Annotated in this window: 18 protein-coding genes; 12 read left to right on the top strand and 6 right to left on the bottom strand. The window is 76.1% G+C overall.

Annotated features, from left to right (window positions below; translation table 11 throughout):
• Positions 1-9: 9 nt before the first annotated feature.
• Positions 10-1332 carry a carbohydrate-binding protein gene (locus ACIQ87_RS03150; RefSeq protein ID WP_402400696.1) on the bottom strand — a complete coding sequence of 441 codons (1323 nt, stop codon included), beginning with the start codon at positions 1330-1332 and terminating at the stop codon, positions 10-12.
• 189 nt (positions 1333-1521) lie between these two features.
• On the opposite strand from ACIQ87_RS03150, the gene ACIQ87_RS03145 reads away from it, so the two are divergent.
• Positions 1522-3582 carry an NB-ARC domain-containing protein gene (locus tag ACIQ87_RS03145; protein ID WP_402400694.1) on the top strand — a complete coding sequence of 687 codons (2061 nt, stop codon included), beginning with the start codon at positions 1522-1524 and terminating at the stop codon, positions 3580-3582.
• Between the two features lie 271 nt (positions 3583-3853).
• Here ACIQ87_RS03145 and ACIQ87_RS03140 read toward each other — a convergent pair whose 3' ends face one another.
• Positions 3854-5518 (bottom strand): translation initiation factor 2, encoded by a 1665-nt coding sequence (locus ACIQ87_RS03140; RefSeq protein WP_402400692.1) that lies wholly within the window; start codon positions 5516-5518, stop codon positions 3854-3856.
• Positions 5519-5946: 428 nt separating this feature from the next.
• On the bottom strand, positions 5947-6855 hold the full coding sequence (locus ACIQ87_RS03135; protein ID WP_402400689.1) for a LysR family transcriptional regulator: 909 nt from the start codon (positions 6853-6855) through the stop codon (positions 5947-5949).
• Between the two features lie 92 nt (positions 6856-6947).
• On the opposite strand from ACIQ87_RS03135, the gene ACIQ87_RS03130 reads away from it, so the two are divergent.
• From ACIQ87_RS03130 to ACIQ87_RS03115, 4 genes are all read left to right on the top strand, one after another.
• The gene (locus tag ACIQ87_RS03130; RefSeq protein ID WP_402400686.1) at positions 6948-7928 is read left to right on the top strand and encodes a DMT family transporter; all 981 of its coding nucleotides are present in this window, start codon (positions 6948-6950) and stop codon (positions 7926-7928) included.
• Between the two features lie 138 nt (positions 7929-8066).
• Complete coding sequence (locus ACIQ87_RS03125) at positions 8067-9389, top strand: sensor histidine kinase (protein ID WP_402400683.1); 1323 nt, start codon at positions 8067-8069, stop codon at positions 9387-9389.
• Positions 9374-10030 (top strand): response regulator, encoded by a 657-nt coding sequence (locus ACIQ87_RS03120; protein WP_402400680.1) that lies wholly within the window; start codon positions 9374-9376, stop codon positions 10028-10030. Before ACIQ87_RS03125 ends, ACIQ87_RS03120 begins: the two co-directional genes overlap by 16 nt.
• A 68-nt stretch (positions 10031-10098) precedes the next feature.
• Positions 10099-10461 carry a hypothetical protein gene (locus ACIQ87_RS03115; protein ID WP_402400678.1) on the top strand — a complete coding sequence of 121 codons (363 nt, stop codon included), beginning with the start codon at positions 10099-10101 and terminating at the stop codon, positions 10459-10461.
• Here the strand turns inward: ACIQ87_RS03115 and ACIQ87_RS03110 are convergent.
• Together ACIQ87_RS03110 and ACIQ87_RS03105 are read right to left on the bottom strand one after the other, a co-directional pair.
• Entirely contained in the window at positions 10433-11566 is a 1134-nt protein-coding gene (locus ACIQ87_RS03110; RefSeq protein ID WP_402400924.1) for a glycosyltransferase family 4 protein, read from the bottom strand. The genes ACIQ87_RS03115 and ACIQ87_RS03110 overlap by 29 nt on opposite strands.
• Positions 11452-12726 (bottom strand): hypothetical protein, encoded by a 1275-nt coding sequence (locus tag ACIQ87_RS03105; protein ID WP_402400677.1) that lies wholly within the window; start codon positions 12724-12726, stop codon positions 11452-11454. Before ACIQ87_RS03105 ends, ACIQ87_RS03110 begins: the two co-directional genes overlap by 115 nt.
• Positions 12727-13055: 329 nt before the next feature.
• Between ACIQ87_RS03105 and ACIQ87_RS03100 the strand changes: the two genes are divergently transcribed.
• The 7 genes from ACIQ87_RS03100 (at position 13056) to ACIQ87_RS03070 (ending at position 22131) form a co-directional block, all read left to right on the top strand.
• The gene (locus ACIQ87_RS03100; RefSeq protein ID WP_402400674.1) at positions 13056-14057 is read left to right on the top strand and encodes a GNAT family N-acetyltransferase; all 1002 of its coding nucleotides are present in this window, start codon (positions 13056-13058) and stop codon (positions 14055-14057) included.
• Positions 14050-14844: an aminotransferase class IV gene (locus ACIQ87_RS03095; RefSeq protein ID WP_402400672.1), complete on the top strand. Its 795-nt coding sequence runs from the start codon at positions 14050-14052 to the stop codon at positions 14842-14844. The genes ACIQ87_RS03100 and ACIQ87_RS03095 overlap by 8 nt, the downstream gene beginning before the upstream one ends.
• A gap of 104 nt (positions 14845-14948) precedes the next feature.
• A complete protein-coding gene (locus tag ACIQ87_RS03090) occupies positions 14949-15830 on the top strand; it encodes an ABC transporter ATP-binding protein (protein WP_402400669.1) in 882 nt (293 codons plus the stop codon).
• Positions 15827-18352 (top strand): FtsX-like permease family protein, encoded by a 2526-nt coding sequence (locus ACIQ87_RS03085; protein ID WP_402400666.1) that lies wholly within the window; start codon positions 15827-15829, stop codon positions 18350-18352. Before ACIQ87_RS03090 ends, ACIQ87_RS03085 begins: the two co-directional genes overlap by 4 nt.
• Before the next feature lie 212 nt (positions 18353-18564).
• The gene (locus ACIQ87_RS03080; protein ID WP_402400664.1) at positions 18565-19038 is read left to right on the top strand and encodes a hypothetical protein; all 474 of its coding nucleotides are present in this window, start codon (positions 18565-18567) and stop codon (positions 19036-19038) included.
• Positions 19035-20630: a multicopper oxidase family protein gene (locus ACIQ87_RS03075; protein WP_402400663.1), complete on the top strand. Its 1596-nt coding sequence runs from the start codon at positions 19035-19037 to the stop codon at positions 20628-20630. Before ACIQ87_RS03080 ends, ACIQ87_RS03075 begins: the two co-directional genes overlap by 4 nt.
• 142 nt (positions 20631-20772) lie before the next feature.
• Positions 20773-22131, top strand: coding sequence for a DUF2252 domain-containing protein (locus tag ACIQ87_RS03070; protein ID WP_402400661.1), 1359 nt, complete (start codon positions 20773-20775; stop codon positions 22129-22131).
• A 238-nt stretch (positions 22132-22369) separates the two neighbouring features.
• On the opposite strand, the gene ACIQ87_RS03065 is transcribed toward ACIQ87_RS03070, so the two are convergent.
• A complete protein-coding gene (locus ACIQ87_RS03065) occupies positions 22370-23518 on the bottom strand; it encodes a Cmx/CmrA family chloramphenicol efflux MFS transporter (protein ID WP_402400658.1) in 1149 nt (382 codons plus the stop codon).
• Positions 23519-23565: the final 47 nt, after the last annotated feature.

Genomic DNA, 23565 nt, shown 5'->3' with positions numbered 1-23565 from the left:
GTCGTTCCGTCAGCAGGGCCCGTCGTCGGCCCAGACGCCCCACTGGCCGCTGGCGCTCGGCACCTCGTTCACCGTCCACCACTTGGCGTGGTAGTCGTGCCCGTTGTACGAGACCTTGGCACCGCCGTTGTACGTGGTGCTCGCGCTCCACGCCGGGGCGGTGCAGCTGCCCGGGGTGGTCGGGGGAGTCGTCGGCGGGGTGGTCGGCGGGGTGGTGGGCGGCGTTACGCCGGCGAACTTCACCGTGTACTTGGTGAAGTCCCAGTCGTTCTGCACCACGCTGGAGCAGGAGCCGGACAGTCCCGGGTCGACGTTGCCCGCGCACTGGCGGTCCCGGTTGACCGACCAGTACGTGTAGCGGGCCAGCCCGTGCGCGGTGGCGAAGTCCAGCACGGTCTGGAAGTCGGACTGGTGGAAGTACTCGGCGGCGTCGGTGCGGCCGTTCATCATCGACACGCCCTCGTGGGCGTACGCGGTGGCCTCGTTCCAGCCGAAGGTGGTCTGCAGGATCCGGTTGAACTTCACCAGCGCGTCGGTCTGCGCCGCGGCGCCGTTGAAGCCGCCGTCGAACGGCATGATCGAGTAGTTGTCCGGCGTGAAGCCCTGCGACTTGGCCTCGTTCAGCATCTGGGTGCCGAACCAGCCGGTGCCCGCGTTGGTGCCGGCGGTGGTGATCGACACGTACAGGCCGGGGTTGTCCTGCTGGAGGATCCGCGCCGCGCCGATCTCGTTGTGGATGGCCGCGGTGTCCTCGTACTCCGGCTCCTCCAGGTCGAAGTCGATCGCCTTGAGGCCGTACTTGGTGATCACCTTCTGGTACCCGGCGGCGGTCGCCTCGGGCGTGCCGCAGACCTGGCCCAGCTTGGTGCCGCCGTAGCCGCCGACCGACACCGAGACGTCCCCGCCCTTGCCGCGGACGGTCCGGATGACGCCCGGCATGGTGGTGTCGGTGTCGATCGAGGAGGTGCCGCCCCAGGCGGGCGAACAGCTGTTGCCCTGCGCCAGGATGAACGCCAGCTGGAAGGCCTTCTGGCCGGTGGCGTCCATGACGGCGGCGGCGTCCGGCGGGCTGTTGTCCTCCGGCATCAGGTACGGCGCCGAGGCGTACCAGTTGTTGCCGAGCCCTCCGGCGGCAGCGGCGGCCGGGCCGGTGGTGTCCGCGGCGGCGGAGCCGGTGCCGGCCAGCGCGGCGACACCGCCGGCGACCAGGCCGAGCACGCCCGCCACGGCGAGCGCGGCCCGGCGGGAGCGGTGGGGGCGGTGGGGGCGGCGTTCCCGCGGCGCGGGTGGGGCGCGGTGTGGGGTGCGGTGTGGGGGAAGAGCGCGTTCCATCGGAAGCCTTTCCAGGACACGGCGGTGGGGGAGGGCGGACCTGGTCACGCCGCGGCGTGCCGGCCGAACGGGCCGTCGGCGGCGAGTGGTTGCCGAAGGCCCTCACTGGTATAGACCTGCCCCGAAGGGTGGTCAACCCCCAAAGGGTCAAGCCGCGTCCGACCGACCGGCAGGCCCTACAGTTGACGGGTGGCCAAGGAGAACACGAACCGCGTGGACGGGCAGGTGCGCGCCGGCGCCATCATCCAGGCGCACACCATCGGGCAGCTGAACCTGACCCAGCAGGCGCCGCCCGCCGTCCCCTGGCAGCTGCCGCCCGAGCTGCCCCACTTCGCCGACCGGACCGGCGAACAGGAACAGGTCCTCGCCGCCACCTCCGAGGCCGCGGCGACCGGCGGCCCGCTGGTGGTCGCCCTCAGCGGCATGGGCGGCATCGGCAAGACCGCGCTCGGCTTCCGGCTCGCCCGGGTGCTGCGCGAGCACGACCGCTGCCCGGACGGCATCCTCCACCTCGACCTCGACGACCTGCGGCGCGACGGAACCGTCGAGCTCGCCGACGCCCTCGGGGAACTGACCCGCGGCCTCGACCCCGACGCCGCGCTCCCACCCGGCTACGCCGACCGGCGCCGCCGCTACTGGACCGCCAGCCAGGACAAGCGGCTGGTGCTCGTCCTCGACAACGCCCGCAGCGGCGCCGAGGTGCTGCCGCTGCTGCCCTCCTCGGCCGGCGGAATCGTCATCGTCACCAGCCACGGCCGTCTCCACGACCTCGACGGCACCCGCGCCGTCGAACTGCCGCTCGGCCCCCTCGGCGGCGAGGACGCCACCGGGCTGCTGCGCGCCACCGTCTCCGACCCCCGGCTCGCCGCCGACCCCGAGGCCGCCGCCGAACTCGCCCGCCGCTGCGCCGGGCTGCCCGCCGCGCTGCACGTCGCCGGCCGCTGGGTGAGCCGCTACCGGAACCGTGAACTGCGCAGGCTCATCGACGAGTTGACCGTCACGCTGGACCGGGAGGGAGTGCCCGTGGTGGAAGCCGTCTGGGACGCGGCGTACGCCGGTCTGAGCCCCGAGGCGGCCCGGCTCTACCGGCTGCTGCCGCACCACCCGGGGCCCGTGGTCACGGACGGGGCGGCCGCCGCACTGCTCGGCGGAGGCGTGGCCGACGCCGAGGGCGCGCTGGAGGAGCTGGACGAGGCGGGGCTGCTGCTCCCGCGGCCGGACGGGCGGGGGCTGCACGACCTCATCCGCGGGCACGCCTCGCGGCGGGCGGCCCTTGACCCGGATGCCGCCGAGGACGTCCCGGCCGCCCGGCGCCGACTGGTCCGCTGGTACCGGCGGCAGGCCACCCGCGCGGACCTGGTCGCGGCCGGGCCCCGGCTGGTGGTGGCCCGGCCGCCGGAGGAGGAACCGGGGCTCGCCGAGGCGCCCGACCTGTCGTTCGCCTCCCGCCTGGAGGCCCTGCACTGGCTGGAGCGGGAGCACCTCGCCCTCTACGGCTGTGTGCGGATCGCGTACGAGGACGGCCTGGACGCCGACGCCGTCGCGCTGTGCGAACCGCTCTGGACCCACTTCCTCGACCACCAGCACTACGCCGACGTGATCGACTCCTTCGGGCTCGGCGTCGCCTCCGCCGACCGCTGTGAGGACCCGCTCGCTGTCGTCCGGATGCGCTGCCAGCTCGCCCGGCCGCTGTGGGAACAGCGCCGGTACGCGGAGGCCGCCGAGCAGTTGCGGGTGGCCGTCGGGCGGGCCCGGCTCCTCGGCTCCACCGAGCCGGAGCGCAAACTCCGCGCCTCCGCCGTCGAGTTCCGCGGCAAGCTGGCCTCGGTCCAGGGCGACTGGGCCGCCGCCGTCCCCGACTTCGAGGCGGCCCGGGCCGAGCACCTCGCGATCGGGAACACCTACGGCGCGATGCTCCAGACCTACCTGCTCGGCCGTGCCGCCCTCGCCCTCGGCGACCCCGAGCGTGCCGTCGCCCTGCTCACCGAGGCGCACCGGGTCGCCACCGAGGACCGTCGTGAGCGCATGACCTCGCGCACCGGGTTCGAACTCGCCACCGCGCTGCGGGCGGCCGGACGGCGGGCGGAGGCCGCGCCGCTGTACCGGGCCGCCCTCGACGGCGCCCGCGCCCGGAAGTCGGCCACCGACGAACTGCGGGTCCTGGACGCGCTGGCGGACTTCCACGAGGAACAGGGCGAGGCCGAGCAGGCGGCCGGCTACCGGGCGGAGGCGGCGCGGCTGCGGGGGTAGCCCGGAGCGGGGGCGCGGGGGCGGCGGACGAGGAACAGATGACAGCCGACAGATAACAGATTTCGAAATCTGTCAGCTGTTCGCTGTTCGCCGTTCGTCCCGCGTCGGCTCAGATCGACCGTTCCGCTTCGGCCTTGGCGGTCGGCTCCAGCCGGAGGGCGTGGGTCGCGATGTCGATGTGGGCCGTCGGGGCGGCCGGCAAGGAACAGATGACAGCCGACGGATAACAGATGTCGAAATCTGTCAGCTGTTCGCCGTTCGCCGCGCCGGCTCAGACCGGCTGCTCGGCTTCGGCCTCGGTGGCCGGTTCCATCCGGAGGTGGTGGGTCGCGGTGCCGATCCGGGCCGTCAGGGCGGCGGGGAGCGTGCGCAGGCCGTCCGGGTGGGTGGCGAGCCAGGTGTGGACGGCGGAGAGCGCGGCGGCCGGGTCGGTACGGCGGATGCGGCCGCCGGAGCGGTCGGGGGCCACGTGCACGGTGACCGGGTCGCCCCCGTCGCGACGCAGCAGCCCGGCGGTGGGGGAGAGGACCACGGCGGCCGTGCGGCAGTTTGGGTACTCGGCGAAGACCTCGGCCGTCCAGTCGGCGGCGGTCCGGTACTCGTGGTGCCAACCGGTCGGCGCCGCCGGAGTGTCGGCGCGCCGGTACAGCAGGGCGGCGCTCTGGAGGGCGCGGGTGCCGGCCCGGCCGTACTCGGCGGCGAGGTGGTGGTAGGGCAGGTCCGTCCACGGCGGGAGCCGGTCGACGGTGATCCGTTCGCCGTCGAGGGACGCCCGGACGGCGAAGGTGTCCGGGGTCCGCGGAGCGCGCTCGGGTACCGGCACCGGCAGCGGGCGGGGCCGGACCGGGTACGGCGGTGGGACGAGGTCGAGCAGCTTGTACAGCTCCGGCCGCAGCGTCTCCAGGCACTGCCCGGCGAGCGCGAACGCCCGCTCGGCGAACCGCCGGGTGCCGCCCGGCCCCTCCGGCAGGACCGGTACCGGCGGGTCCGAGCGGTCCGAGCGGCCCGAGCGGCCAAGACCCTCCAAACCCTCCAGGCGCGGCACGGCGGCCAGCAGGTGGGCCATCGGACTGTCGGGGACCAGCTCGTCCGCGCCGTCACAGGCCGCCACCACCGGCAGGTCCAGCGCGGCGGCGTAGAGCGCGACCGAGCCGTGGTCGGTGACCAGGACGTCCGCGGCGACCAACAACGCCGCCCACTCCTCGTAGGGCGCCGCGAGCAGCAGGCCCGCGTCCAGTGCGGGGCGCAGCCGCCGGGACAGGTCGAAGGAGCCGGTCCGGCTGTACTCGTTGGGGTGGACGACCAGCGCGAGCTGGTACTCGTCGTACGGCAGCCGGGCGGCGAGCCCGGCGGGCAGCTCGGGGCGGCGGGTGAGCAGTGACTGCGGCCCCCAGGTGGAGGAGAGCACCACCAGCCGTCGCCCGCCGGTGCCGAGCGCGGCGCGGACGGCCTCCCGCCGGTCCAGGGACTCCAGGAGCCGGTCGAGCGTCGGGTCCCCGGCGACGATGGCGTGCTGCCGCGCTCCGGGCAGCCGGTCGGCCAGCTCCTCGACCTGGTCGGGGTGGGCGAGGGCGTGCAGGGCGGCGGTGGGTCGGCCGTCGTTGAGCAGGAACGCCGGGTCGAGGCCGGACGGCAGCGAGGGCGAGCCCTCCCGGGCCAGCGCCTTGTTGAAACCCGCGCCGTGGGGGAGCAGCACCTGCCGCCCGTGCAGGCCGCCGAGCGCGCCCTTGGGACTGGCGGTGAGGATCAGGTCGTGCCGGCCGGCGAGGGCCTCCGCCCACGGGACGCAGCGTGCCCCGGCGGCGTCCACGGCCGCCAGTGCGTCGGTGGCGAAGTCGGAGCCGGGCACCAGGGTGAAGCGGCAGCGGACGCGCTCGTCACCCTCGAAGACGGGCAGCAGGTCGAGCAGGCGGTGCAGTGCGGTGGCCGAGCGCACGGCGAACAGCACCTCGGCGGGGGAGTCCGCACCGCACGGAGGCGCCAGCGGCCGCCCATCCGGCCACCCGCCCAGTCGGCCACCCTGGCCACCCGGGCGGGCTGGCTGGCTGGCTGGCTGGCTGGCTGGCTGGCTGGCTGGCTGGCTGGCTGGCTGGCTGGCTGGCTGGCTGGCTGGCTGGCCCAATGGTCCCGTACCACACCTCAGCACCCCCCGGAGTCGGTGCGGCGGCACCGGCTCGGCGTGGTCGGGGTGGTCCTGCGGCGGCATAGGGGCGATGGTAACGGCCGGGGTGCCGGAACGGCGTGGATCAGCGCATTCCGCCCCACCGCTCCTCCCCCTCACCGGACGCCCCGTCAGCCGCAGCCGAATCTACGCGACCGGTGGAGGAGCCGTTGCGGCAGGTCAGGCCCTGGCGGCGGGCTCGCTCAGGCCCTGGCGGCGGGGCCCGGTGAGGCCCTGCCGACGAGGTCCGCGCCCACGCCCGCCAGCAGACCGCTGACCGCCGGGGACCACGGGCGGCCGCTCGGCCCGGTGAGCGTCAGCGTCCGGTGGACGGCGGGGCGGATCGGGATCAGCACGCAGTCGGCCGGGAGCATGGTCAGCGCCAGTGCGGGCATCACCGACACCCCGACACCCGCGTGCACCATGCCGATCAGGGTGTTCAGGTCGCGGATGCGGTGCCGCGGAGTGAAGCGGACCCCGGCCCGTCGGTAGGCCTCGCGGACGTAGCGCTCGCAGCCGCCCTCCGAGAGCAGGAAGTCGTCGTCCTCCAACTCGGCCACGTGGACGGTCGGTTCGCCGGCCAGCGGGTGGTCGCGGCGCAGCAGCACGTGCATGGAGTCGGCGCCGAGCGCGACCGCCCCGGGCGGCAGCCGGCCGGCGTCCATCAGTACGGCGGCGTCCACCATGCCCGCCTCCAGCCAGACCGGCAGCTCGTCGTCCTCGCCCTCGAAGACCCGGACGGTCAGCTGCGGGTGGGCCGCCCGCCAGTCCTTCAGCAGTCCGGGCAGCAGTGCCTGGCAGACGGTGGTCGGCGCCGCCAGCCGTATGGTGCCGGTCAGGCCGCCGGAGTGCCGGGCGGCGATCGTGCGGACGGCGGCGGCCGAGGCGACGGCCGTCCGGGCGTGCGGCAGGACCTGTTCGCCCAGTGGAGTGGCGCGGCACGGGCTGCCGCGCCACAGCACGGGCGCGCCGAGGGCCCGTTCCAGTGCGGCGACGGCGTGCGAGACCGCGGACTGGCTGATGCCCAACTCGTCGGCGGCCGCGCCGAAGCCGCCGGTGTCGGAGACCGCGACCAGGGCCCTGAGCTGGGCCAGGTTGACGTCCGAGGTCATGAGACTTCCTCATCACGAGTGCAACGCCACTTGTTGGACTCATGCTCCGACGCCGGGCCAGTCTCTGTCCAGCCGATGGCACGGACTCGGACATGGGACTCGGACAGGAGGTGGTGGGGATGCGGCGCTGGCTGCCGGGCTTCGTGGCCCTGTCGGCGATCTGGGGCGCGAGCTTCGCCCTGATCAAGGTGGCGGTCGACGCGGGGGTGCCGCCGCTCTGGGTGGCGCTGTGGCGCTGCCTGCTGGGCGCGGCCGCGCTGTGGGCGATCCTCGTGGTGCGCGGCGAGCGGGTCCCGCGCGACCGGGCGCTGTGGGGCCACTCGGCGGTGGTGGCGGTGCTGCTCAACGCCGTGCCGTTCACCCTCTTCCCGTTCGGCGAGACCAGGGTCAGCTCGCTGCTCGCCGGGGTGATGAACGCGACCACCCCGCTGTTCACCCTGCTGTTCGCGGTGCTGACCGTCCCCGAGGAGCGCCGCCCGGGCGCCCGGCGGCTGGCCGGACTCGGGCTCGGCTTCCTCGGCGTGCTCACCGTGCTCGGGGTCTGGCACGGCCTCGGTGCCGGCGCGACGACCGGCGCGCTGGCCTGCCTGGCCGCCACCTGCTGCTACGGCGCCGGCTACGTCTATCTGCGCCGCTTCCTGTCCGGCCGCTCGGAGTCGGTGGCCGCCCTGTCCGTGCTCCAGATCACCTGTGCCGCCGTCGAGCTGGCCCTGGTCGCGCCGCTCGCCGCGGGCGTCCCGCACTGGCCCGGGGCCGGCGCGGCGCTCGCCCTGCTGGTGCTCGGTGTGTTCGGCACCGGTCTGGCGTACCTGCTCAACATCGCGCTGGTGCGCAGTGCGGGGACGACCGTGGCCTCCGCCGTCACGTACGCGATGCCGCTCTGGTCGACGGCGCTCGGCGCGGCCGTCCTGCACGAGCCGGTGGGCTGGAACGCCCTGGCCGGCGGCGCGCTGGTGATCGTGGCCGTCGCGCTGACCAGGCCGCGCCGGGCCCGGGCGGAGGCACCGGGCGGGGCTCCGGCCGAGGGTTCGACCGGGGACCGGGTGGAGGCCCAGGAGGCAGCCCAGGCGTAGGCCCGGGTGGAGGCCACCGGCGTACCGGTCCAGGCAGAGGTCCAGGCAGAGGCCCAGGTGGAGTCCCAGGTGGAGTCCCAGGTGAGGCCCCGGGCGAGGCCCCGAAGGGCCGTCAGACGTTCCGTTAGGGTTGACCGGGTGAGCGAGAGGACCGGCGACGGGACCAGCGAGGGGGAGCAGCGGCCCGCCTCCGTCCGCGAGGCGCTGTGGGCGCACCCGCTGCGCTTCCCCTTCACCCGCCGGGTGCCGCGCTGCTGGGCGTACCTGCTGGGCAGCGCCCTGCTCGGGCCGGTGCAGCTGGCGGTCCTCGCGGTGCTGCTGGTGCTCGGCATGGGCCTGTCGGTGGTCGGCATCGGGCTGCCGGTGCTCCTCGCCCTGGCACTCGCGGGCATCCCGGCCGCCACCGCGGCCCGGTGGCGGCTGCGGCTGGTCGAGCCGGTCCCGCTGCCCGACCCGCACCGGAGCCTGCCCGGGGCGGGCCACCGCGCCCGCATCCGCACCCGGCTGCGCGAGCGGGCCACCTGGCGCGAACTCGCCCACACGGTGCTCGCCTCGACGGTGCTGGCCGCCGCCGCGCTCGGCTTCACCGTCCTCCTGGTGCTCTCCGGCCTGTACGTGCTCTCCCCGCTGGTGGTCTGGGCGCTCGCGCCGGAGACGGTGATGCTGATCCCCGGGCACGCCGCCCACGGGCCGCTCGCCGCCCTGCCGTTCACCGCCGTCGGGCTGGCCGGCCTGCTGCTCTGCGCCTACGCCGGGGCGCTGCTGACCGCCGCCGAGGTCGCCCTGGCCCGCTTCCTGCTCGGGCCCCGGGAGGACGACCTCGGCCGTCAGGTGCTCGAACTCACCCGCTCCCGCGCCCGGTTGGCCGACGCCTTCGAGGCCGAGCGGCGCCGGATCGAGCGCGATCTGCACGACGGCGCGCAGCAGCAGCTGGTCGCGCTCAGCATGACCCTCGGGCTCGCCGAGTACGAGCTGCGCGAGCGGGACGGGCGGGCGGCGGAACTCGTCACCCGGGCGCGCGGCGAGGCCCGGCAGGCGCTGGAGCAGCTGCGCGGGCTGGTGCGCGGCATCCACCCGCAGGTGCTCACCGACCACGGGCTCGCCGCCGCCGTGGACGAGGTCGCCCAGCGCCACCCGATCCCGGTGGCCACCGACATCGAGCTCCCGGAGCGGCTGCCCGCCCCCGTGGAGACCACCGCCTACTTCACCGTCACCGAGGCGCTCACCAACGCCGCCAAGCACAGCGGTGCCACCGCGATCACCGTCCACGGGCGGGTCTCGCGCGGCCGGCTGGTCGTCCAGGTGACCGACGACGGCCGCGGCGGGGCCGACCCGGCCGCCGGGGCCGGGCTGGCGGGGCTCGCCGACCGGGTGGCACTGCTGAGAGGACGGCTGATGGTGACGAGCCCGACGGGCGGCCCGACGACGCTGCGGCTGGAGGTGCCGTGCTCCGGGTCGTGATCGCCGAGGACGCGGTGCTGCTGCGCGCCGGACTGGTCGAACTCCTCGCCCTCGGCGGCCATGTGGTGACCGCGGCCGTCGGCGACGCCCGGGCGCTGGCGGCGGCCGTCGACGCCGACCGTCCTGACATCGTGCTCACCGACGTCCGGATGCCCCCCGACCACACCGACGAGGGCCTGCGCGCCGCCCTCGCCCTGCGCGAGCGCCACCCGGGCCTGCCCGTCCTGGTCCTCTCCCAGTACGTGGCCACCCCGTACGCGACCCGGCTGCTCGCCGCCGCCGGCGCCCAACCGGCCGGTCTGGGCTACCTGTTGAAGGACCGGGTCGGCGACGTCGCGGAGTTCCTGGACGCGCTGCGGCGGGTCGCCGGCGGGGAGACGGTGATCGACCCCGAGGTGGTCCGGGCGCTGCTGCGCGGCCAGTCCGCCGACCGCCCGCTCGCCCGCCTCACCCCGCGCGAGCGCGAGGTGCTCGCGCTGATCGCCGAAGGCCTCAACAACCAGGCCGTGGCAGGCCGGTTGAGCATCACCGAGGCCTCGGTGGTGAAGCACTGCGGGAACATCTTCATGAAGCTGGACCTGGACCCGACGGAGGGCAACCGGCGGGTGCTCGCGGTGCTGGCCCACCTGCGCGGGGAGTGAGCGGCCGGCCCGTCGGGTGGCGGGTCACCCACTTGTCAGGGCGGTCGCGGTGCCGGAACGATGGCGTCATGGCGAGGACACGGGAACCGCAGAGCGCGATCGTCAACCGACTGCTCAAGGGCGAGGCGACCAAGGACGACACCACGACGGCCCAGACGAACTTCCTGCTGTGGCTGCGACAGGAGTGGGCCGGGGACGGCGACCAGGCACTGACGGCCTGCCAGGACATGCTGACGCAGGCCGGCGGCGAGGAGTGGCGGGCACTGCCGGAGCGTGATCTGTCCGCCCACGTCTGGCTGTTCAGCTTCTCCTGCCCGAGCCGGGACGACCTGGCCGGCCAGGCGCGGAACTGGGTGACGGCCGTCCAGGCCAACGGCGGGGCCCCGGCGATCGCCCGCCTGGTCAGGCACCTGCGGGGGCAGCCGGAGTGACGTGCGCGGCCGGGGCGTCCTGAGCGGCCGCTTCCGGCAGGGGCGCGGTGGGGTCGAGCAGGTCGGTGAGCCGCCGCGCCGAGGCCTCCCAGGCCCAGTGCTCCTCGGCCCAGCGCCGCCCCGCCGCCCCCATCCGGGCGCGCTCGGCGGGCGGGGCCAGCAGGATCCGGGTCAGGGCGGCGGCCACCTCGGCGGGGGCCCGGCCGTCGACCACCGCGCCGGTGACACCGTCCAGGACGGTGTCCGGGGCGCCGCCGGAGCGGCCGGCCACCACCGGGAGGCCGGCGGCCGCCGCCTCCAGGAAGACGATGCCCAGGCCCTCGGCCTCCAGACCCAGCCGACGGGTGCGGCACGGCATCGCGAAGACGTCCGCCCCGGCGTAGTGCGCGGCGGTCGCGGCGTGGTCGAGGCCGCCGGTGAACACCACGCTGCCCGGTTCGGTGAGCCGGCGGGCGAGGCCCCGCAGCCGGCCCTCGTCCGGGCCCCGGCCGACCAGCACCAGGGTGGTCCCGGGCACGGCCCGGCGGACCGCGGGCAGCGCGCGGATCAGCACGTCCTGGCCCTTGCGCGGGACCAGCCGCGCCACGCAGAGGACCACCGGGGCGGTCGCCGGGCTCCCGGCGCCGGCGGGCCGGAACACCGACGGGTCGACCCCCGGCACCAGGCGCGCCAGCCGGGCGTCCGGCCCGAGCGCGGGCGCGATCCGGGCCCGGGTGTAGGCGCCGAGGTAGGTCACCACGTCCGTACCGCGGCCGATCCGGCGCAGCAGGCCGCGGGCGCCGGGGGTGCGGGCCCACCAGATCTCGTGGCCGTGCGTGGTGGCGACGGTGCGGCGGATGCCCGGGGCCAGCCGCCGCAGGCCGGGCGCCATCGCGGCGAGCGGGGCCGCGGCGCCGAACCAGACCCGGTCGCAGCCGTGGGCGCGGGCGATCTCCGCGGCCCGGCGGGTGGCCCGCGGGGTCGGCAGCAGCATGCGGGCGCGGTCGCGGATCACCGGGTAGGGGAGAGCGGCGTCGTGGCGCTCGGCGCCCGGTTCGGCCGAGGTGTAGACCACGACGTCGTGACCGGGGACGCGGTCGGCCATGGCCCGGACGAAGGTCTCGATGCCGCCCTGGCGCGGCGGGAAGTCGTTGGTGACGACGAGGGTGGTGCCCATGGCAGGCCTTTCGGAACGGAGGACGAGGAGGAGAGCAGGACGAGGACGAGCGGCAGCGCGAGGTAGCCGAACCGTCCGGCGGGCGCCAGCAGGAAGGCCGCTGACAGCCCCAGGGCCAGCCGGTGCGCCGCGGCGGCCGCGGTGCGGGGCGGGCGGGTGAGCAGCGAGGCCCCGACGGCGAGCCCGGCGAGCAGCAGCAGGCCGACGGCGGCGTACCAGCCCATCGGGCCGAGATCGGCGAGCAGCCGCCCGGGCAGTGGGCTGGCGGCCGGGGTCGCCAGCCGGCCGCGCCCGGTGGGGAAGGCGAACACCTGCTCCATCAGCGGCCCGGGCGAGCGCAGCGCCACCGGCAGCACCGCCACCGCCGCCGCCCCCACCGCGACGGCCGTCCCGCGCAGCGCGGCGCGCCGTCCGGCCGTGGCCGCCAGCAGGGCCGCCACCACGGCGAGCGCCGGCCAGGCCGTCCACTTCAGCGAGCAGGCGGCGGCCAGCGCCAACCCGGCCGCCACCGGCCGCCGTTCGGCGGCGCGGACCAGGGCGAGCCGGCACAGGCCGATGAGCGGCAGGTCGACGCCGCTGACGCAGAGCGGCAGCGCGACCACCGGCGAGGCGGTGAGCGCGACGGCGCCGAGCCGGCGCCCGGCGGGCACCGTCCGCAGCACGCAGACCACGAACACCGCGGCGCACCAGAGCCGGGCGTCACCCAGCGGCGAACCGCCCAGCAGCGCGCGGGGCAGGCCCAGCAGGGCCATCCCCGGGAGGTACGGGTCGTACTCCTCGACCACCTGCGGGTCGGCCCGGTACGGCGTGCCGGTGTGCAGCAGCAGTGACCCGGAGCGCTCGATCACCCCGACCTCGCTCTGCCCCTGCCCGGTCGGCACCAGCACGATCAGCGGCACCAGCACCGCCCCGACGGCCGCGACCGCCACCGACAGCTCGGGCCCGCGCCGCCGTGCCGTCGCCACGACGAGCGCCGCGAGCAGGTACCCGAGGGCCGCCCACGCCCCCCAACTCCGGTGCGGCCCGAGCCCGGACACCAGCGGGAACGCTCCCGCCCACCCCGCCGCGGCCAGCCACCCACCGCACCACCACCACGCCCGTTTCGTCACCCCTTCATTGCATCGCCGCAGGCCGGCGGGGTCAGCACGGTCAAGTCGAGTCCCGTGGTCGGGTTTTCCCTACCTCCGCCCGGGCCCGCGACGCTCCTCGCGCGGGCGGGGGTTCATCGGGTGGCCCGCCGCCGTCGGGCCGGTCCGTCCCGGCGCTGAGGTCCGTCCCGGCTCTGAGGTCCGTCCGGGCGGTGAGGTCCGTCCCGGCGCTGACGTCCCTCCGGGCGGTGAGGTCCGTCCGGCCCGGGAGCCGAACGTCCCCCGCCTGCACTGACGTTCGGTGGCAGCCGGATTACTGATCGTCCCGACGGGCCCGCTATCCTCGCCGTGTGCTGAGGTCGTGGGATGCGGCGGTGGAGCGGGCGCAGGACCGGCTGGCGGCGGGGCCGCGGCTGCGGGCGGCCGGGCCGGGGGAGGAACGGCGGTTCGCGCTCTGGGACTTGGCGTCCCTGGTGGAGGGCGGGCTGGGCGAGCTGGTGGACCCGGACGGGCTGGCGCCGCAGGTGGAGCGCGGGTGGCGGGAGCGGCTGGGGGAGAGCGGGCGGGAGTGGCCCGGCGGCGAGCTGTACCGGCGCCGCTACTGGATCCAGGACGACGGCGGCACGGTCGTCGGCACCGTCGCGGTGGACAACTGGACCAAGGGCCCGAGCCAGCTCGCCGTCTCCTCCCTCTACGTGGCCCCGCAGGCGCGCGGCCGCGGCCTGGCCGCCGCCGCGCTGGACGAGGTCTACGCGGCGGCCACCGCCGAGGGCCTACCCGGGTTCCGGCTGGAGGCACACTGGGCCTGGCAGCCGGCGGTCCGCTACTACCTGCGCCGGGGCCTGTGGGTGGTGGGCTGGAAGCACTCGCTGTCCTTCGCCCGGATGCCCCAACTCCCCGCGCACCGCGTGCGGGAGGAGGACGGCCGGCTGCTCCTGCTGGTCGAGGACCGGCTGCGCGGCTGGGTGCCGATACTGGCCGCCGGGCAGGAGGGCCGCTGGCTGCGGCTGGACGAGACGGCGGACTACCGGGGCTGCGACGGCTGGGTGCACGAGTACGCCCGCTCCACGCTCGCCCTGTACCTGGCGCTGGCCGGCCGGCCGTTGGTGCGCGGTCCGCAGTGGTGGGCGGAGGCGTGGCGCTGGTCGGACGCCGGGGAGCCGGAGGGCCTGGCGTACCGGATCGAGGAGTTCGAACGGGTGGCCAGGGCGGCGGGCCGGCCGGTGGCGAGCCCGTACCGCCCGGTGCCGCTGTCGCAGTCCCCGCTCCCGGAGTCCCGACTGCCGCAGTCCCGGCTCCCGGAGCAGGCCCCGCCGGCGTCCTGGCGGCTGGCAGACTCGGGGGATGGCTGAGATCGAGATCGACGGCGCCCCCGCCGACCCGGCGCGGCTGGCCGCGCTGGGGCTGCTCAACTACGGGCACTTCACCACCCTGCGCGCCGAGGCGGGCCGGGTGCGCGGTCTGGCGCTGCACCTGGACCGGCTGGTCCGGGACTGCCGGCTGCTGTTCGGCGTCGAGCTTGACCGGGCGGTCGTGCGGGAGCGGATCGGTGCGGTGCTGCCGGCCGACGGCGCGCCGGTGATCGTCCGTGTCACCGTGTACGACCCGGCGCTCGGCCTGGAGCGCCCCGCCGCACCGGCCGCACCCGTCCTGCTGGTGACCACCCGCCCGGCCGCGACGGCCGACCCCGCCCCGCTGCGGGTCCGCACCACCACCTACCGGCGGGAGCTGTCGGAGGTGAAGCACGTCGGCCTGTTCGGCCTGGTGCACCATCGCCGGCAGGCCCAACTGGCGGGCTTCGACGACGTGTTGCTGGTCGACGAGGGCGGCCTGGTGGTCGAGGGCGCGACCTGGAACGTCGGCTTCCTGGCCGGGGACGAGCTGGTCTGGCCGCAGGGCCCGAGCCTGCCCGGCGTCACCGAGGCCCTGCTGTCGGCCGCGTACCGCGGACCGCAGTTCCGCGCGCCGCTGCCCGCCGACGCGCTGGCCCGCTTCACCGCCGCCTTCGCGGTCAATGCGGGTGTCGGGGTGCGTCCGCTGGCGGCCGTGGACGGCACCGCCTTCGACCCCGCGCACCCGGTGCTCGCCGAGCTGCGAGCCTCCTACCTGGGGATTCCCGGCGAACGGGTGGGGGGATAACCCCACCTTCGGTCCGCCGGTGGCCTGCATGGTCCGCGGAGCCCGCGCTTCCTAGGTTGGAGCACGTTGACGACGAGCGACGCAGACCGAAGGAAGGCCCACCCATGGCACGCCGCCAAGACCGCCGCAGGACCGACGAGTTCGGAACGGACCGGTACGGCCCTGACGGATCCGTCCACACCGCGGCCCGGTACGGCGGCGCCCCGTACGACAGCGCCCCGTACGCCCCGGCCCCGCAGGCGGCCCCCGCGATCGAGCTGCGCGGGGTGCGCCGCGCCTACGGGCGCGGCGAGGCGACGGTACAGGCGCTGCGCGGAGTCGACCTGGCGCTCGCCCACGGCAGTTTCACCGCGGTGATGGGCCCCTCCGGCTCCGGCAAGTCCACCTTCCTCCAGTGCGCGGCGGGTCTGGACCGCCCGGACGCCGGGCAGGTCCTGCTGGGCGGCGAGGACATCACCGCACTCGGCGAGGACCGGCTGACCAAGCTGCGCCGCAGCCGGATCGGCTTCGTCTTCCAGTCCTTCAACCTGCTGCCCTCGCTGACCGTCGAGCAGAACGTGCTGCTCCCGCAGCGCCTCGCCGGGGAGCGCCAGGACCGCGCCCGGGCCCGGGAGCTACTGGCGCGGGTGGGCCTCGGCGAGCACGCCGGGCGGCGGCCCGGCCAGCTCTCCGGCGGCCAGCAGCAGCGGGTGGCGATCGCCCGCGCGCTGATCACCCGCCCGGACGTGGTGTTCGCCGACGAGCCGACCGGCGCGCTGGACACCCGGACCGCGCACGAGGTGCTGTCCCTGCTGCGGCAGGCCGTGGACTCGCTCGGCGCGACGGTGGTGATGGTGACCCACGACCCGGTGGCGGCCTCCTTCGCCGACCGGGCGCTGTTCCTGGCCGGCGGCGCGATCGTCGACGACCTGCCGCACCCGAGCCCGCAGGCCGTCGCGGACCGGATGGTCGCGCTGACCGCCCGTCCGGTGGGAGCGGCGGCATGACGAACGGACTCGCGCGCGCCTCGGTGCGCTTCCGGCCCGCGTCCTTCGTGGGCACCCTGGTCGCCCTGCTGCTGGGCGCCGCCGTGGTGGTGGCCTGCGGCGTGCTGCTGCAGACCGGCCTGACCGCGAGCCTCCAGCCCACCCGGTACGCGAACGCCCCGGTGGTGGTCGCGGCCGAGCAGGCCGTGACGTTCCAGCGGAAGATCGGTGAGGACACCGAGACCGAGGAGCTGACCGTCCCGGAGCGGGCCCGGACGGACGCCGCGCTGGTCGCCCGGCTGGCCGCCCTGCCCGGGGTCGCGGCCGCCCGCCCGGACACCGCCTTCCCGCTGCCCGCCACCGACCGGGCGCCGGCCCTGACCGGCCGGGGCTTCGCCGCGCTCGGCATCGCCGGGCCGGGCGACAAGCTGGTCGAGGGCCGCGCCCCCGGCGCGAACGAGGTGGTGCTGGACGCCGACACGGCGCACGCCGCCCACCTCGCGCCCGGCGCGAGCCTCACGCTCACCGCGCCCGGCGGCACCGCGGACTACCGGGTCTCCGGCCTGGCCGCCGCCCAGCAGGCCGGCCCCACCGCCTGGTTCGCCGGCCCCACCGCCGACCGCCTCTCCGGCCACCCCGGCCGGATCGACGCCATCGCCGTGCAGCCCCGCGAGGGCGTCACCACCTCCGCGCTCGCCGCGCAGGTCCGCCAGGCCGTCGGCGGCGACGCCAGGACCTTCACCGGGGACGACCGGGGCGCCGTCGAGCACCCCGCCCCCGGCGACACCCGCACCATGCTGATCGCCCTCGGCGGCACCTTCGGCGGCTACGCCACCATGACCGCGATCTTCGTGGTGATGAGCACCGTCGCCCTCGCCACCGGCCAGCGCGCCCGCGAGTTCGCCCTGCTGCGCGCCATCGGCGCCACCCCGCGCCAGATCCGCCGCACCATCGCCGCCGAGGCGATGCTGGTCGCGCCGCTCGCCGCGGCCCTCGGCGTGCTGCCCGGACTCGCCCTCGCCCGCTGGTGGTTCGGCCAGCTGGTCGAGCGCGGCGCCGTCCCCGCGGACGTCCGTCTGGACGTCGGCCCGCTGCCGATGCTCGCCGCCGTCCTCGCCTGCACCCTCGCCGCGCTGACCGCCGGCTTCCTGGCCGCCCGCCGGCCGTCCCGGATGCGGGCCGCCCAGGCGCTCGGCGAGGCCGCCGTCGAGCCGCCCCGCCCGGGCCGGGTCCGCACGGTCCTCGGGCTGGTCTTCGTCGCCGGCGGCACCGCGGCCGCCGCCGTCGCCACGTCCCTGGACGGCGCCAAGGCCGCCCAGACCGCGCTCGGCGTGGTGATGTGCTTCATGCTGGCCGTCGCCCTGCTCGGCCCCCGGCTGGCCCGGGCCGCCGCCGTGGTGCTCGGCGCCCCGCTGCGGGCCGGCGGCGCGCCCGGCTCGCTGGCCGCCGACAACACCCGCGCCAACGCCCGCCGGCTGGCCTCCGCGATCACCCCGATCGTGCTGGTCACCGCCTTCTGCGGCACCCTGCTGATCCTCCAGAGCACCGTGCGCCACACCACCGGCGAGAACGTCCGGGCCGGTGTCACCGCCGACCACGTGATCGCCTCCACCGGCCCCGGCCTGCCCGCCGGGACGGCCGAACGGGCGGCCCGGGTGCCCGGCGTGGACACCGCCGTCGGCGTGCTGCGCACCGGAGTCGTCTTCGAGAACGCCGGCCAGCCGGGCTCCGCCCCCGTGCTCGGCGTCGACGGCGACCCGGCCCGGCTGCCGAAGGTGCTCGACCTGGGCGTGCGCAGCGGCACGCTCGCCGACCTCGGCCGCGCCCCCGACACCATCGCGCTGAGCGTCACCATGGCCGACGCGTTCGGCGCCGAGGTCGGCGACCGGGTGAAGCTCTGGCTCGGCGACGGCACCGCCGTGCGGCCCGCCGTGGTCGCGGTGTACGACCGCGGGCTCGGCGTCGGCCAGGCGCTGCTGCCCCGGGCCGCGGTGGCCGAGCACGTCACCGCCGGGTACGACAGCCAGGTGCTGGTCGCCGACGCGCCGGGCGCCGACCCCGCGGCGGTGGCCGCCGGACTGGGCGCCCTGACCGGGGCCACCGTGACCGACCGGGCCGGCTTCGTCGCCCAGGCCGACAAGGACCTGGAGATCAGCGGCTGGGCCAACACCGTGATGGCCGCCGTGCTCGGCGGGTTCGCCGCCGTCAGCGCCGCCAACACCCTGGTGATGACGGTGCTGGACCGGCGCCGGGAGGTCGCGCTGCTGCGACTGGCCGGAACCACCCGGCGCCAGGTGCGCCGCATGATGCGCTGGGAGGCGCTGCTGGTGGCCACGACCGGGCTGGCGGTCGGCGCGGCGATCGCCGGGCTCACCCTGGTGCCGGTCGCCCGGGGCGTGGCCAACTCCGCCCCGTACGTACCGCCGATGCTCGCCCTGCCGCTGGCCGCCGGAGCCGTGCTGCTCTGCCTCGCCGCGACCGGGGTGCCGGTCCGGGCCCTGCTGCGCACCCGGCCGGCGGCGCTGGGCGCGGCACGCCAGTAGCGGCGAAGCGGAAGCGGGCCGCGGCAGGCCGGGGAGGGGTGCGCTCGAGGACGACTCGGGGGCATCCCTCCTTCGGGTGAGGGCTACGGCCCGAGTGGGTGGCGAACGAAACCACCGGAAGTACCAACCGGCCCTATTCGGGCGGATCGTGATGTCCGGTCGGTTACGCTCTCGCCCGCCCCGCCCGACCTCGACGCAGAGAGTAGCCCGACATGAGCAGTCCTCCTGCCGCCCCGGCACCCCGCTGGCCGCTGATCCTGCTGCGCACCTCCACCACCTTGTTGGCGCTGCTGTCACTGCTCCAGGTCATGCTCGCCGGAAGCTTCCTGAACGGCACCTACGAATCCCTGAAGGACCACGAGGGCACCGGGATGGTGCTGGCCACCGTGGTGGTGGTCCAGCTCGCGGGGGCCGCCGCCGTCCGGTGGCACGGCCGGGGCCCGCTGTGGCCGCTGTGGACCACCGCGCTGCTCGCCGGCGCCGTCACCGGACAGATCGCCGCCGGCTACGCCCGGGCGCTCGGCGTGCACGTCACGCTCGGCGTCCTGCTGGTCAGCGGTGTGCTGTTCGGCCTGGTCGGCGCCTGGCGGCTGCCGCTGCCGGCCCGGAACGTACGAGTGGCCGGCGGCCCGGACGGCGCCGGACGGCTGCCGCGCCCCGGCGGGCCGGTGGAGGTGTCCCAGTGAACCGGCGCCGGTTCCTGGGCATCGGCGCCTCCGTCCTCGGCACGGGCGCCCTGGCCGCCGTCGCCGCCCCCTCCGCCGCCCGGATGCTCGCCGAGGGCCGCCCCGGGCAACTGCTGAGCAGCGAGCTCGACCTTCCGGAGGCCTTCCGGACCGCGCTGCCGCTGCCGCCCGTGCTGCGGCCGGTGCGCACCGACGAGACCGGCGACCACTACGAGATCACCCAGCAGGTCGCGAACCTGGAGATCCTCCCCGGCGTGACGACCGAGGCCTGGACGTACGGGGGCAGTTTCCCCGGGCCGACCCTGGTCGCCCGCTCCGGGCGGCCGGCGGTGGTCAGACACCGCAACGAGCTGCCGGTGCCCACGACGACCCACCTGCACGGCGGGCACACCCCGGCGGACAGCGACGGCTACCCCGTGGACCTGGTGCTGCCGGTCGGGACGTCGGACGACGACGCCCGGCGGATGGTGGACATGGCGGACATGGGGGGCATGGCGGGGATGCCGGGGATGCGCCACGCCGAGGGCAGGACCGTCACCGGCGAGCGCACGTACACCTATCCGGGCAGGCAGCGCGCCGCCACCCTCTGGTACCACGACCACCGGATGGGCTTCACCGGCCCCGCCGTCTGGCGCGGACTGGCCGGCTTCCACCTCGTGCACGACGACGAGGAGGCCGCGCTGCCGCTGCCGCACGGTGAGCGGGACCTGCCGCTGATGATCGCCGACCGCTCCTTCGCCGCCGACGGCTCCTTCAGCTACCCGGCCGTCGATCCCGACCTCGGCGAGCCGGGCGTCACCGACGCCTACGCCAACGGCGTGCTCGGCGACGTCATCCTGGTCAACGGCGCGCCCTGGCCACGACTGGACGTCGACCGGGTCCGCTACCGGCTGCGGCTGCTCAACGCCTCCAACACCCGGCTCTACCGGCTGGAACTCGACCCGCAGCCCGCCGGCGGCGACGCCCTGGTCCAGATCGGCTCCGACGGCGGCCTGCTCGCCGCCCCGGTCCGGCACGACGGGATCGAGATCGCGCCCGCCGAACGCTTCGACGTCGTGGTCGACTTCGCCCGCTACGCGCCCGGCACCAAGGTCCGGCTGGTCAACCGCTTCGGCCGCGGCCGGACGGCCGAGGTGATGCGCTTCGACGTCACCGCGAGGCAGGTGACCGACGACGCGAGGGTGCCCGACCGACTCGCCACCGTCGAAGCCCTGGACGCCTACGACGCCGTCGCCACCCGCGACTTCGCCTTCCGCCGCAGCCGCGGCGACGGCTGGACCATCAACGGCCGCCTGTACGAGCCCGGCCGGAACATCGCCAGGCCCGCCCTCGGCGAGGTCGAACTCTGGCGCTTCTCCAGCGACCTGCACCACCCGGTGCACGTCCATCTGAACCAGTTCCAGGTGATCGGCCGCAACGGCGACGACCCTGGCCCGTACGACGCGGGGTGGAAGGACACCGTGGACCTGCGCCCGGCCGAGGCGGTGGAGGTGCTGGTGAGGTTCACCGACCACCCGGGGGTGTACATGCTGCACTGCCACAACCTGGAGCACGAGGACATGGCGATGATGGCGGACTTCACCGTGCGGTGAGTCCGCTGTCCGGAGATCCGGCCGGTTCCGAGCCGCCCGGTTCACCCGGACGGCGCAGGGTCGGAGGGCGTCCGCTGCGCCCTTCGGCACTCCTGTCCTACCGTCGCGGGAAGAAGGACCTGCCGACGGACGGAGCCGCCGCATGACCACCCCCGCCGAACGCCGCCGGCGCGGCCGGGCCGCCCGGGAGCGCGTCTCCCGTTCCGCCCACGGCCGGTGGATCCCCGCCGCCGAACGGCCGGACCCGCTCGACGTGCTGGAACGGCAGGGCGAGGACCGGATCGCCCGGCTGCTGCCGATCCGCTACGGGCGGATGGCGCAGAGCCCGTTCGCCTACCTGCGCGGTGCCGCCGCCGTGCTGGCGGCCGACCTCGGAGCCCTCCCCGGCACCGGCCTCATCGTCCAACTCTGCGGCGACGCACACCTGTTGAACTTCGGCGTGTACGCCTCGCCGGAGCGCGCGCTGCTCTTCGACGTCAACGACTTCGACGAGACCTTCCCCGGCCCCTTCGAATGGGACGTCAAACGGCTCGCCGCCAGCGTCGCCGTCGCCGCCCGGGACAACGGCCAGGACGAGCGCCGGGCGCGCCGGGCCGCGCTCGCCGCCGTCCGGGCGTACGCGGGCGGCATGCGGCGACTGGCCGGGATGGGCGAACTCGACGTCTGGTACGACCGGGTGGACACCGCCGACCTGCCGGCGCTGCTGCGCAAGCCGGGGCAGCGCAGGCAGGTCGAGGCCGGCCTCGCCCGCGCCCGGCGCTGCACCAGCCTCCAGGCCTTCGGCAAACTCACCGAGGAACGGGACGGGAAGCGTCGGATCATCAGCGCGCCGCCACTGATCGAACCGTTGAAGCCGGCCGAACTGCGCGCCATCGGCAAGGTGTTCAGCGACTACCGGTCGACCCTCGCGGAGGACCGCCGGGTGCTGATGGACCGCTACCGCTTCGTCGACGCGGCGACCAAGGTGGTCGGCGTGGGCAGCGTCGGCACCCGCTGCTACATCGTGCTGCTGGAAGGCCGGGACGGCCGCGACCCGCTCTTCCTCCAGCTGAAGGAGGCCGGGCGGTCGGTGCTGGAGGAGCACCTGCCGCCCGTGCGGGTGGACGCCGAGGTGGCCGTCCACCACGGCGGCCGCCGGGTGGTCACCGGGCAGCACCTGATGCAGGCCGCCAGCGACATCTTCCTCGGCTGGACCACCGGCCCCGCCGGGCGGCACTACTACGGCCGCCAACTGCGCGACATGAAGGGTTCGACGGACATCGCCGACCTCACCCCCTCCGGCCTGTGCGCCTACGCCGACCTCTGCGGCCGCACCCTCGCCCGCGCCCACGCCCGCACCGGCGACCGCCTGGCCATCGCCGGCTACCTCGGCAGCGCGGACACCTTCGCCGAGGCCGTCGCCGACTTCGCCCTGCGCTACGCGGACCGTACGGTGGCGGACCACGGTGAGCTGGTGGCGGCGATCGCGGCCGGCCGGGTGACGGCGACCCCGGGGGTGTGAGCCGCCGGGGTCGGGCCCGGCTTCAGGCCAGGGCTCGGGCAGGCTCCACGGCAGGGCCAGAGCCAGGGCCGGGGCCGGGCCGCAGGCCGTCCAGGACCGGCCGGAAGAGGTGGTCGACTGGCGCGCCCGCGTCCCTGCGCGCCCCCGCGCCCCCGCGTCCCTGCGCGTCCTCGGGCTCCCGCGCGCCGCGCCGCCGTGCTCCGACGGCGGTGCGGCGCGGGGTGCCGGACGCCGTGGGTCAGCCGACCCTGGGCCGGATCGCGGCGATCGGCAGCGCCGTGGCGACCAGCAGGCCCCCGGCGAAGAACGGGCCGAGGTCGCCGGCCGCCGTGCCGAGGGCGGCGGCGGCCAGCAGCGGGCCCGCGGTGGCGCCGAGGTTGAGCGCGGCGGTGGCGTAGGCGCCGGCCAGGGTGGGGGCGCCGACCGCCTCGTACAGCACCCGGGTGATCAGCGTGCCGCCGACCGCGAAGGACAGCGCGCCCAGCAGGAACACCAGCGGCAGCAGCGCGCCCGGCGCGTCCGAGACGACGGCGAGCGCCGGCCAGCCCACCAGCAGCAGCGGGCCGCCGACCGCGAGGACCAGGCCGGGGCGCCGGTCCGCGAGCCGCCCGGCGACGCTGACCCCGGCGAACGACCCGGCACCGAACAGCACCAGCGCGACCGGCACCCACAGCTCGCCCAGCCCGGCGCGGCCGGTCACCACGGGGGCGAGGAAGGTGAACCCGCCGAAGGTCGCCGCGTTCACCAGCGCGGCGAGGAGCATCGCGCGGAGCAGCCCCGGGCGGCGCAGCTCGGCGAACTCCGAGCGCAGTTCTGCCGTCGCGGTCCCGTCGGACGAAGTGGCCGGAGACGGAAGGTACTTGGCGATCCCGGCGGCGGCCGGAAGGCAGAGCAGCGCGACGGCCCAGAACGCGGCGCGCCACCCGAACAGCGCGCCCAGCACCGCCCCGCCCGGGACACCGGCCACCGTCGCCACCGTCGTCCCCGCCAGCAGCACCGCGAGCGCCCGCCCCTTGCGGTCCGCCGGGACCAGCGCGGCGACGGTGGTCAGGGCCAGGGCCAGGAACCCGGCGTCGGCGAGCGCGGCCACCACCCGGGTGACGAGCAGCACCGGGAAGCTCGCGGTGACGGCCCCGACGGCGTGCGCCGCCGCGAAGGCCAGGACGAACCCGAGCAGGCTGCCGCGCCCCGACCGGTTGCGGACGAGCACGGCCATCAGGGGCGCGCCGAGCGCCATCCCGACCGCGAAGGCCGAGGTCAGCCCGCCGGCGGTGCCGACGGGGACGCCGAGGTCGGCGGCGAGGTCGGGCAACAGCCCGGCGAGCATGAACTCCGAGGTGCCCATGGCGAACACGGCCAGGGCGAGCAGGTAGAGCGGAAGAGGCATGGCGAGGCTCCGAGGAGGGCGGTGGGAACGAGGAACGGACGTCTCGT

It is taken from the genome of Kitasatospora sp. NPDC096204, from assembly GCF_044763205.1.
Classification (GTDB): Bacteria; Actinomycetota; Actinomycetes; order Streptomycetales; family Streptomycetaceae; genus Kitasatospora.
The sequence above is the reverse complement of the archived record's forward strand: the minus strand, read 5'-3'. Positions and strand labels throughout refer to the sequence as shown.